At 41.9% G+C, this 10,117-nt stretch carries 9 protein-coding genes, 9 tRNA genes and 1 rRNA gene; 18 read left to right on the forward strand and 1 reads right to left on the reverse strand.

Features of this window, described 5'->3' with window-relative positions:
• From rrf to rocF, 11 genes are all read left to right on the forward strand, one after another.
• Positions 1-95 (forward strand): 5S ribosomal RNA (gene rrf / locus ACIQXN_RS21315); the annotation flags it as partial.
• Positions 96-138: 43 nt separating this feature from the next.
• A tRNA-Asn gene (locus tag ACIQXN_RS21320) sits at positions 139-213 on the forward strand.
• Between the two features lie 3 nt (positions 214-216).
• Positions 217-289: transfer RNA gene (locus ACIQXN_RS21325), tRNA-Thr, on the forward strand.
• Positions 290-317: 28 nt separating this feature from the next.
• Positions 318-392 (forward strand) — tRNA-Glu (locus ACIQXN_RS21330).
• Between the two features lie 16 nt (positions 393-408).
• A tRNA-Val gene (locus ACIQXN_RS21335) sits at positions 409-484 on the forward strand.
• A gap of 19 nt (positions 485-503) precedes the next feature.
• A tRNA-Thr gene (locus ACIQXN_RS21340) sits at positions 504-579 on the forward strand.
• Between the two features lie 18 nt (positions 580-597).
• Positions 598-681 (forward strand) — tRNA-Tyr (locus tag ACIQXN_RS21345).
• Positions 682-778: 97 nt separating this feature from the next.
• Positions 779-853 (forward strand) — tRNA-Gln (locus ACIQXN_RS21350).
• Positions 854-856: 3 nt separating this feature from the next.
• Positions 857-928: transfer RNA gene (locus tag ACIQXN_RS21355), tRNA-Gly, on the forward strand.
• A gap of 19 nt (positions 929-947) precedes the next feature.
• Positions 948-1,023: transfer RNA gene (locus ACIQXN_RS21360), tRNA-Ala, on the forward strand.
• 192 nt (positions 1,024-1,215) lie between these two features.
• Complete coding sequence (gene rocF / locus ACIQXN_RS21365) at positions 1,216-2,112, forward strand: arginase (RefSeq protein WP_402971548.1); 897 nt, start codon at positions 1,216-1,218, stop codon at positions 2,110-2,112.
• Between the two features lie 131 nt (positions 2,113-2,243).
• On the opposite strand, the gene ACIQXN_RS21370 is transcribed toward rocF, so the two are convergent.
• Positions 2,244-2,423 (reverse strand): Spo0E family sporulation regulatory protein-aspartic acid phosphatase, encoded by a 180-nt coding sequence (locus ACIQXN_RS21370; RefSeq protein ID WP_402971524.1) that lies wholly within the window; start codon positions 2,421-2,423, stop codon positions 2,244-2,246.
• Positions 2,424-2,596: 173 nt separating this feature from the next.
• Between ACIQXN_RS21370 and sigW the strand changes: the two genes are divergently transcribed.
• The 7 genes from sigW to glmS all read left to right on the forward strand — a co-directional run bounded on the left by sigW (position 2,597) and on the right by glmS (position 9,956).
• Positions 2,597-3,160 carry an RNA polymerase sigma factor SigW gene (gene sigW / locus ACIQXN_RS21375; RefSeq protein ID WP_402971527.1) on the forward strand — a complete coding sequence of 188 codons (564 nt, stop codon included), beginning with the start codon at positions 2,597-2,599 and terminating at the stop codon, positions 3,158-3,160.
• Positions 3,161-3,176: 16 nt separating this feature from the next.
• Positions 3,177-3,806, forward strand: a complete 630-nt coding sequence (locus ACIQXN_RS21380; protein ID WP_402971530.1) for a zf-HC2 domain-containing protein — start codon at positions 3,177-3,179, stop codon at positions 3,804-3,806.
• A gap of 320 nt (positions 3,807-4,126) precedes the next feature.
• Positions 4,127-4,951, forward strand: coding sequence for a diadenylate cyclase CdaA (gene cdaA, locus ACIQXN_RS21385; protein WP_402971533.1), 825 nt, complete (start codon positions 4,127-4,129; stop codon positions 4,949-4,951).
• Entirely contained in the window at positions 4,944-6,290 is a 1,347-nt protein-coding gene (locus tag ACIQXN_RS21390) for a CdaR family protein (protein ID WP_402971536.1), read from the forward strand. Before cdaA ends, ACIQXN_RS21390 begins: the two co-directional genes overlap by 8 nt.
• Before the next feature lie 53 nt (positions 6,291-6,343).
• Positions 6,344-7,693 (forward strand): phosphoglucosamine mutase, encoded by a 1,350-nt coding sequence (gene glmM / locus ACIQXN_RS21395; protein WP_402971539.1) that lies wholly within the window; start codon positions 6,344-6,346, stop codon positions 7,691-7,693.
• Between the two features lie 250 nt (positions 7,694-7,943).
• Positions 7,944-8,081: a hypothetical protein gene (locus ACIQXN_RS21400; RefSeq protein WP_402971542.1), complete on the forward strand. Its 138-nt coding sequence runs from the start codon at positions 7,944-7,946 to the stop codon at positions 8,079-8,081.
• A 72-nt stretch (positions 8,082-8,153) separates the two neighbouring features.
• Positions 8,154-9,956, forward strand: coding sequence for a glutamine--fructose-6-phosphate transaminase (isomerizing) (glmS, locus tag ACIQXN_RS21405; RefSeq protein ID WP_402971545.1), 1,803 nt, complete (start codon positions 8,154-8,156; stop codon positions 9,954-9,956).
• Positions 9,957-10,117: the final 161 nt, after the last annotated feature.

Raw genomic sequence — 10,117 nt, forward strand, 5'->3', positions numbered from 1 at the left:
GTCACACCCGTTCCCATTCCGAACACGGCAGTTAAGCTCTTCAGCGCCGATGGTAGTTGGGGGTTTCCCCCTGTGAGAGTAGGACGCCGCCAAGCAGTTCAATTTATCTTCTCAGAGTTTTAGGAAACATTATATTATTCCGCAGTAGCTCAGTGGTAGAGCATTCGGCTGTTAACCGAACGGTCGTAGGTTCGAGTCCTACCTGCGGAGCCATATGCTTCCATAGCTCAGTAGGTAGAGCACTTCCATGGTAAGGAAGAGGTCAGCGGTTCGAATCCGCTTGGGAGCTTCCCAAACTACTTTTAAAATTAATTAACGGCCCGTTGGTCAAGCGGTTAAGACACCGCCCTTTCACGGCGGTAACACGGGTTCGATTCCCGTACGGGTCACCATTTTCTTAACATTATTGGAGGATTAGCTCAGCTGGGAGAGCATCTGCCTTACAAGCAGAGGGTCGGCGGTTCGATCCCGTCATCCTCCACCATTTTTAATAGCTTTGATTTGCCGGTGTAGCTCAACTGGTAGAGCAACTGACTTGTAATCAGTAGGTTGGGGGTTCAAGTCCTCTTGCCGGCACCATGTTTCACTTATATATGTGGAGGGGTAGCGAAGTGGCTAAACGCGGCGGACTGTAAATCCGCTCCTTCGGGTTCGGCAGTTCGAATCTGCCCCCCTCCACCATCTTTTTTTAAAAAATGTGGATCGGTTATATACTTTCTTTTTAAGGGAAATATATAATTACCGCTTTTTATTTTGCTAACTATTAATTTACATATTTTGGGCTATAGCCAAGCGGTAAGGCAACGGATTTTGATTCCGTCATGCGAAGGTTCGATCCCTTCTAGCCCAGCCATATGCGAAAGTAGTTCAGTGGTAGAATACAACCTTGCCAAGGTTGGGGTCGCGGGTTCGAATCCCGTCTTTCGCTTTATTATCTTTTATACTTAGGGGCCTTAGCTCAGCTGGGAGAGCGCCTGCCTTGCACGCAGGAGGTCAGCGGTTCGATCCCGCTAGGCTCCACCACCAAACTACATACACCAACATTTATGTCTTAAGCCGTATTCGGTTTAAGGCTTTTTTTATTTTCTTTTCATTATAAAGAATTAGCGGATGACTGGCACAAAAGACTATGCCTGTATCTTTATACACAGAAATGTCCGGTTGAACCATTCAGTTCAATAGTTATAATTAAAAGAAAGGGGGAATAGTATGTCTATTCAGAAGGTTTCGGTTATTGGTCTTCCAATGGATCTTGGTCAGACAAGACGTGGTGTGGACATGGGTCCAAGTGCTCTCCGTTGTGCGGGTGTCGTGGAACGGATTGAACAATTACAGATAGAAGTAGAGGATTTGGGAGATATCATAGTGGGACGACCTGGTTCGGCTGATGAGCTTGGTTCAAATTTAAAAAACTTATCTCTTGTCGCTAAAGGGAATACTCAATTAGCAGAAAGAGTGGATAAAATTATTGCTGAAGGATCTTTTCCGCTTGTTCTCGGTGGTGATCATTCCATAGCAATTGGGACGCTTGCAGGGATTTCAAAGCACTATGAGAATTTAGGGGTCATTTGGTATGATGCCCACGGAGATTTAAATACGGAGGAGACTTCTCCTTCAGGAAACATTCATGGGATGCCACTCGCTGTTAGTATCGGGCTTGGTCACGAAGATTTGGTTAATATACATGGATATGCACAGAAAGTAAAACCGGAGAATATCGTTATTATTGGAGCTCGGTCATTGGATGAGGGAGAAAAACTATTGATTCGCGATAAGGGTATTAAGGTTTTTACAATGCATGAAATTGACAGGTTAGGAATGACGAAGGTGATGGAAGAATGTATTGAATACTTACGTGATAAAACGGATGGGGTTCATCTTTCTTTAGATCTTGATGGGGTAGATCCGGCAGAGGCACCTGGGGTAGGGACTCCGGTCCTTGGAGGTATAAGTTACCGGGAAAGCCATCTGGCAATGGAAATGCTGTCTGAATCAGGGTTGATAACCTCAGCTGAATTTGTAGAAGTGAACCCCGTATTAGATGAGCGTAACAAGACGGCAATCGTTGCGGTGGCCCTGATGGGTTCCCTCTTTGGAGAAAAGTTGCTATAAGAGAAGAAATGAAAGAAACAGTAACCATTTTTATATGGGTTACTGTTTTTTTATATGCTAGAATACATGAGTATATTATTTAGGTACGGTTGAAAAGATGCATCATTATATGATTCCAAGGCAATCTCCCTTCACTTAACTGTTTGCTTATTATTTCTGCTTTTGGTCAAATGGAAATATTGATTCATCAGGATATCGAGCTTGCTACTAACTTCAACTACTTCATTATCTATCATCGAGGAACGGGAAGCTAAGATAATCATTTTCTGTCTGTATCGTTCAATATGATCTAGTATTTGTTCTGCAGTCATTATCAGGATTCACTTCCTTTTTGTTTAACAATTTCTTACTATATAACCTTGCAGTTTCCGTTTTAAACATAAAATGTAAAAGTTTGTTAAAATAAAAGTAATAAATTATGAAACCTTTTAGCTGGCGATTCGTAATAATCGTATAGCCGCATGAAGCGGGGGTAAAAACAAAAATGGATGGACTCATTAAAGAGAGAATAAACCAAGTGTTAAAAGGAGACCACAATGCATTTGGGGAAATTGTCGAAATTTATAAGGATAAAGTTTTTCAGATATGTTTTAGAATGCTTGGTAATCGACAGGAAGCTGAAGACCTGTCCCAAGAAGCTTTTGTAAGAGCCTTTGTGAATATTCGTAGTTTCAATATCGACATGAAATTTTCTACATGGTTATATCGCATAGCAACGAATCTTTGTATCGACCGTCTTCGTAAGAAAAAGCCGGATTACTATTTAGATGCTGAAGTCACTGGTACAGAGGGATTGAACATGTATTCCCAAATTGCATCAGACATGGCCTTGCCAGAGGAAGAAGTAGAATCATTAGAGCTCCAAGAAACCATCCAGGCTGAAGTTATGAAGTTACCGGATAAGTATCGTTCGGTCATCGTATTGAAATACATTGAAGAATTGTCGTTAAAGGAAATCAGTGAAATTCTTGATTTGCCGGTAGGAACTGTTAAGACAAGGATACATCGTGGGCGAGAAGCTTTGCGTAAACAACTGCGCCATTTATAAAAAGAAGGTGAGAAAAATGAACTGCCACGAGGAAATCATTAATTATATGCATGATTATTTAGATGAGGACATTAAACCTGAGCATAAAGAAATGTTACGGGACCATCTGCTTATATGTCCTGCATGCCGAGATTTTTTCAATGAAATGAAAAAAGCAGTTGCCCTTGTACAAAGCACTTCCCATATTAAGGCCCCGGATGATTTCACTGCAAAGGTGATGGCCCAATTGCCTAAGGAAACGAAGGCTACGGGGGCAAAGAGATGGTTTAAGGCTCATCCGTTTATGACAGCCGCGGCGATGTTCGTTGTATTAATGACAGGTTCGATCTTCTCCACTTATAATCAGGACGAACATTTTTCCGTCTCCAAGCAACCTAACTTATTGGTAGAAGGGGAAACGGTCATTGTCCCTAGTGGGGAAACCATTGAAGGGGACGTTGTGGTTCAAAATGGAGACATACGCATTGAGGGTGAGGTACAGGGAAATGTCACGGTCATCAATGGGCAGGAGTACATGGCAAAGGCAGGGAATGTGACGGGAGATGTTGAAGTCATAGACCAAGCTTTTGAATGGTTATGGTATAAAATAAAGGATACCGGAACATCGCTTCTCCCTTCTACATCAGTTGAAGATAAAAAGAATTAGTTGGGCTGAACTAAAGGGTTCGTCCCAAAAAGGGTAGGTAAGTCTAAATTGAATAAATAGAAATAGGCAGAAATGTTGATTTAACAACATTTCTGCCTCTTCAATTTTGCGTTATTTTACTCGAAAAAGGACTTATGAGACAGTGCCCTTTTTGTTCGGTTCCATATAGATGGAAATCAACTGTGCTTGACTAAAACTAACTCCCACATAAATTTCTCTACTAGTTTTAGAAGTATGATTTAAAAAATGGTATACTATTAAGGTTATTACATAACGATGGTTATTGTGTATTTGGAGTATTACGGACTGGAGGAAACAACATGTCTATTTCCAATTTGAATGTTTGGGACTATGTAGTAAATTTCATTGATATTTTCCTTGTTTGGTTTGTGATATATAAATTGTTAACTGTAATTCGAGGCACAAAAGCCATACAACTGCTAAAGGGTATTTTTGTAATTGTCATTGTAAAAAGCTTAAGCAATCTGTTTGGTTTCAATACCCTTGGATGGTTAATGGAGCAAGTCATGAACTGGGGTGTCCTGGCAATTCTTGTGATTTTCCAACCTGAATTGAGAAGAGCACTAGAACAATTAGGACGAGGAAAGATTTTTTCAAGGGGCAGTGTTCCTGAAGAGAATCAACAAGAACGTTTAGTAGAAGAAATTCTAAAAGCTTCTACGTATATGGCAAAAAGGCGAATTGGAGCCCTAATTACGATTGAAAAAGGAACGGCACTGGGTGATTATGTTGAAACAGGAATTCCTTTAAGGTCCTATGTTTCTTCTGAACTGCTCATTAATATTTTCATCCCGAATACACCACTCCATGATGGAGCAGTCATCTTACAGGATAATCAAGTCGCCGCGGCAGCCTGCTACCTGCCTTTATCAGAAAGTCCGTTCATTTCAAAAGAGTTGGGTACAAGGCATAGAGCTGCCATTGGAATGAGTGAAGTAACAGATAGTGTGACAATTGTGGTATCTGAAGAAACGGGAGGAATCTCCGTCACCAAAAATGGGGAGCTTTTCCGTGATTTAAGTCAGGAATCATTTAGAGCCATGCTTACAAGTGAACTGGTATTGAAGAATGTCAAAACAACTTCCTCGGGTATCTGGAATTGGAGGGGGAAGAAAAATGGATAAATTCACGAATAGCGCTTGGTTTATGAGAATTGTCGCTTTTGCCTTGGCTGCTCTATTATTTATATCCGTAAACTTTGAGATGGAGTCTGATAAGAAGTCACTGGGATTGTCTACTGCTCCAGAGAATGGTACTGAAACCATCGAAAATGTCCCTGTCGAAGTGTACTATGATCGTGAAAACTTGGTGGTGAGCGGTGTACCAGAAACGGTGGATGTCACTTTGAAGGGTGCTAAAAGCCTTCTCCTTAATGCTAAAAGCCAGCGGGATTTTAAAGTATATGTAGATCTTTCCGACCCCGAAATTTCTATGGGGGATCGATCGGTCACATTCAAAATAAGCGACTTAAATGAAAAGCTAGTTGCTACGATAGATCCGGAGTATGCTGAAGTGAATGTGCAGGAACGAATGACGAAAGAATTCAAAGTCGAAGCGGAATATAATAGTTCTTTACTAGAAGAGGGTTATACTGCGGGTCAACCAACAGTCAATCCTGAAGTCGTGAAAATCACAGGTGCCAAGGATGTGATCGAGCAAATTTCCTATGTAAAGGCTAACCTTGAAATAAGGAAAGGCCTTAACGAAACGGTGAACGGGCAAGCGACGGTAAAAGCACTCGACCGTGATCTGAATAAGTTGGATGTCTCGATTGAGCCTGCTTCTGTAGCCGTATCTTTGAAGGTCAGCATCCCTTCCAAAAAGGTGTCGATCGAACCGAAGCAGACAGGTAAAACCAAAGCTGGCGTCCGAATCAAAAGTATTAGCATCGACCCTAAAGAGGTAACACTTTACGGGCAAGAAAACGCCTTGGATAAAATTAATGCATTATATCTTCCAGTTAATATCTCGAAAGTGGATGGAGATACCGAAATGGAACTGGATCTTTTAAAACCGGAAACCGTACAAAAAATGTCCGCCAGTAAAGCTACGGTCAAAATCCGTACTGAAAAAGTCGATGTAGAAGATGAGGAAGAGGTTGAGGAAGAAGAAAAGGTAGAAGAAGTAATAGTAGACGAAGAAGAAACGATTGAAAAGGAAGAACCGGAAACCATGGAGTCCAAGACCTTCACTAACCTGAAAATAATTCCTGTGGGTAAACGGGAAGATCAAGAAGTGGAACTGGAATCAGATGTAACGAACATTACGTTGAATGGAAAAGCGGATGAGCTAAAAAAAATATCTAAAAACGACATTTCGCTCACGGTCGATGTAAGTAATTTAGATGAAGGCCAGCATGATGTAGAACTGGCAGTAAGAGTACCTGCGGGAGTAACATGGGACCTGGATTCGAAAAGAGTCACGGTGTCAGTTTCCTTGCCTCCAAAAGAGGAAGAAACATAAGCTGCCATTAACATCATTTAATTTAGTAACGATTTAAAGAAGGAGCGATATAGATGGGTAAATATTTTGGAACAGATGGAGTCAGGGGTATTGCAAATACGGAGTTAACACCAGAGTTGGCATTTAAACTAGGCCGTTTTGGTGGCTATGTCCTTACTAAGAATTCAGAAAAACCAAAAGTGTTAATAGGACGTGATACCCGTATTTCAGGGGAAATGCTAGAAGGTGCACTTGTTGCCGGCTTATTATCCATCGGTGCTGAAGTTATGCGCCTGGGCATCATATCGACACCGGGAGTGGCTTATCTTACAAAAGCATTAAGTGCCGAAGCGGGTGTCATGATCTCAGCTTCTCATAATCCAGTAGCGGATAACGGAATTAAATTTTTTGGGCCGGATGGTTTTAAACTTTCAGATGAACAGGAAGCTGAAGTTGAAGCTTTGCTTGATTTAGAAAAAGATGAGTTGCCACGTCCAACGGGCGGCGATTTAGGACATTTAAATGACTATTTCGAAGGCGGCCAAAAGTATCTCCAATATTTAAAGCAGTCAGTTGACGAAGATTTTACAGGCATTCATGTAGCGCTTGATTGTGCCCATGGTGCGACATCTTCCTTAGCCATGCATTTATTCGCAGATTTAGATGCAGATATTTCTACGATGGGAGCATCGCCGAATGGCTTGAACATCAATGATGGGGTCGGTTCCACCCACCCAGAAGCTCTGGCTGAATTCTTGAAGGAAAAAGGGGCAGATGTGGGACTTGCTTTTGATGGAGACGGCGACCGCATTATAGCCATTGATGAAAAGGGAAACATCGTGGACGGCGATCAAATCATGTATATATGTGCAAAATACTTAAAAGAAAACAATCGATTGAAACAGGGAACAGTGGTTTCAACAATCATGAGTAACCTTGGTTTTTACAAAGGCCTTGAAGAACAGGGTATACATAGTGCTCAAACAGCAGTAGGCGATCGCTATGTGGTAGAAGAGATGCGTAAAGGTGGCTATAACCTTGGCGGAGAGCAATCCGGGCATATCATCTTCTTGGATTACAATACAACAGGGGACGGCTTATTGACTGGCTTACAGCTTGTTAACATTATGAGTGAAACGCAAAAACCTCTTTCCGAGCTTGCGAGTGAGATGCAAAAATACCCACAGACGCTCATCAATGTTAAAGTAACAGACAAGCATGGGGTAACGGAAAATGAAAAAGTACAGGAAGTTATAAAAGAAGTGGAAGCGGAAATGGCTGGCAACGGGCGAATCTTGGTGCGGCCATCTGGAACGGAACCGCTTGTCCGTGTTATGGCTGAAGCGCCAACGATAGAAGAATGTACGCGTTATGTCGACCGCATTGTAGCGATCGTGAGGACGGAAATGGGATTAACTGAATAACTGATCATATGCATAAAGGGAACGAAATTTCCTTTTATGCATATTTTTATTAAGAGTCATATTTTGCTCAAATGTACTAAAGAATTGACCTATGTCCCCTTTATAGGGTATGATTATCCTGATTTACAACTACTTTTACCATTAAATGGTTATAAGGGAAAAGGAGGCCAGGCAAGATAATAGGAAAACTAAAGCGCCTGAACTAAACCGGGTCGAGACGGGTTTAGTTGACGAGGAGGAGGAGTATCGAGTGTTCGGCGGATACCTCCCGGCTGAAGTGCACAGCCGTATTAATTCCAATTTTAAAACAGTGGGGCAACCGACTGCACAAAGAATTGGAAATGTACAAAGGGAAAAAGCCTTCGGGTATTTCCTTTATAAAAAATAATATCAGAGATGAGGGGGCAGGAATGCCCTCATGCATTCCTGTTCCCTCTAATCGGTTGGAGGAACAGAAATTATGTGTGGAATTGTTGGATATATTGGTCTAAATGATGCAAAAGAAGTCTTGTTAAAAGGTCTTGAAAAGCTAGAGTACCGTGGGTATGATTCTGCTGGTATCGCTGTCAAAAATGACGAGGGTATCAAGGTTTTCAAGGAAAAGGGACGGATTGCAGACTTACGCAGTGTCGTTGATGAAGAAACGCAAGCGACTACAGGAATCGGACACACTCGCTGGGCCACTCATGGTGTACCAAGTCGCGATAATGCCCATCCTCACCAAAGTAATTCAGGTCGCCTGACTTTAGTTCATAATGGCGTCATCGAAAATTATGCAATTTTAAAACGTGAATATTTGAAGGATGTTGCTTTCAAAAGCGAAACTGATACGGAAGTCATCGTTCAGCTAGTGGAGAAGTTCGTGAACGATGGCATGGAAGTGGAAGAGGCATTCCGTCATACGCTTACCCTTTTAGAAGGTTCGTATGCCCTTGCTTTATTGGATGCTGAAAATGATGAAACAATCTTTGTTGCCAAGAATAAGAGTCCTTTATTAATCGGTCTTGGAAAAGACTTTAATGTTGTCGCTTCTGATGCAATGGCGATGTTGCAAGTTACCGATCAATTCCTTGAATTAATGGATAAAGAAATGGTCATCGTAACGAAAGAAAAAGTAACCATTAAGAATCTTTCCAATGAAGAAGTATTCCGTGCTCCATTTACGGCAGAACTAGATGCCAGCGATATCGAAAAAGGCACGTATCCACATTATATGCTTAAAGAAATTGATGAGCAGCCTACTGTCATCCGTAAAATCATTCAAGCTTACCAAAATGAAGAAGGTAAATTGGCGATTGATTACAATATTACAGAGGCAGTAAGCGAGGCGGACCGGATCTATATCGTGGCTTGTGGAACGAGCTACCATGCAGGCTTAATCGGTAAGCAATTCATTGAAAAAATGGCTAAAATTCCGGTTGAGGTCCATGTAGCATCAGAATTCACCTACAACATGCCGATATTATCCGAAAAGCCGCTCTTCATCTTCATTTCTCAAAGTGGGGAAACAGCGGATAGCCGCGCAGTACTAGTGGCGATTAAAGAACTTGGTCATAAAGCATTAACCATCACAAATGTACCGGGCTCTACATTGTCACGTGAATCAGATTATACACTCCTGTTACATGCAGGACCTGAAATTGCTGTAGCCTCTACCAAGGCATATACGGCTCAAGTAGCCGTATTGGCCATATTGGCGAACGTGACAGGACAGTTCCGTAACCTTTCATTCGATTTCGATCTTGTCAAAGAACTTGGCATTGCTGCAACAGGCATGGAAGCTCTATGCGACTCGAAAGAAGAGATGGAAGAAATCGCACGTGAATATCTATCTGTGACACGTAACTGCTTCTTCATTGGTCGATCCCTTGACTTTTACCTCGGTCTTGAAGGTGCCCTTAAGTTGAAAGAAATCTCCTACATCCAGGCAGAAGGCTTTGCCGGTGGAGAGCTTAAGCATGGAACGATTGCCTTAATTGAAGACGGAACACCTGTCATAGCCCTTGCTACGCAAGCAGGCGTCAATCTAGGCATCCGTGGGAACGTCAAAGAAGTGGTCGCTCGTGGCGCTAACCCTTGTATCATTTCAATGAAAGGGTTAGAAGAAGAAGATGATCGTTTCGTCATCCCGGAAGTAAATGAACTATTAACACCCCTTATCTCTGTCATCCCGCTTCAACTTATAGCGTACTACGCTGCCCTGCACCGTGATTGTGACGTGGATAAACCACGTAACCTTGCTAAAAGTGTAACGGTTGAATAAGTCCGAATGACTTGTTTGGGCTAATCGTGACTTTGAAAAAAGGCGCGATGAAACACCCCTTTAGATTGAACTGTGCCCTATAAAATGGACAGTCTAAAAAAAGACCTATAGTTTAAACAGCTAAAAGATGGCTCCCGTATTGTGCGGGAGTCATTCTATTT

This window comes from Peribacillus sp. NPDC097295 (assembly GCF_044761665.1).
Taxonomy (GTDB): Bacteria; Bacillota; Bacilli; order Bacillales; family DSM-1321; genus Peribacillus.

Excerpts from the sequence above, each read along its gene's own strand:
- cdaA (WP_402971533.1), top strand. The coding sequence starts at position 4,127 with ATGTCTATTTCCAATTTGAATGTTTGGGACTATGTAGTAAATTTCATT.
- ACIQXN_RS21370 (WP_402971524.1), bottom strand. The coding sequence starts at position 2,423 with ATGACTGCAGAACAAATACTAGATCATATTGAACGATACAGACAGAAA.
- sigW (WP_402971527.1), top strand. The coding sequence starts at position 2,597 with ATGGATGGACTCATTAAAGAGAGAATAAACCAAGTGTTAAAAGGAGAC.
- ACIQXN_RS21380 (WP_402971530.1), top strand. The coding sequence starts at position 3,177 with ATGAACTGCCACGAGGAAATCATTAATTATATGCATGATTATTTAGAT.
- glmS (WP_402971545.1), top strand. The coding sequence starts at position 8,154 with ATGTGTGGAATTGTTGGATATATTGGTCTAAATGATGCAAAAGAAGTC.
- glmM (WP_402971539.1), top strand. The coding sequence starts at position 6,344 with ATGGGTAAATATTTTGGAACAGATGGAGTCAGGGGTATTGCAAATACG.
- ACIQXN_RS21390 (WP_402971536.1), top strand. The coding sequence starts at position 4,944 with ATGGATAAATTCACGAATAGCGCTTGGTTTATGAGAATTGTCGCTTTT.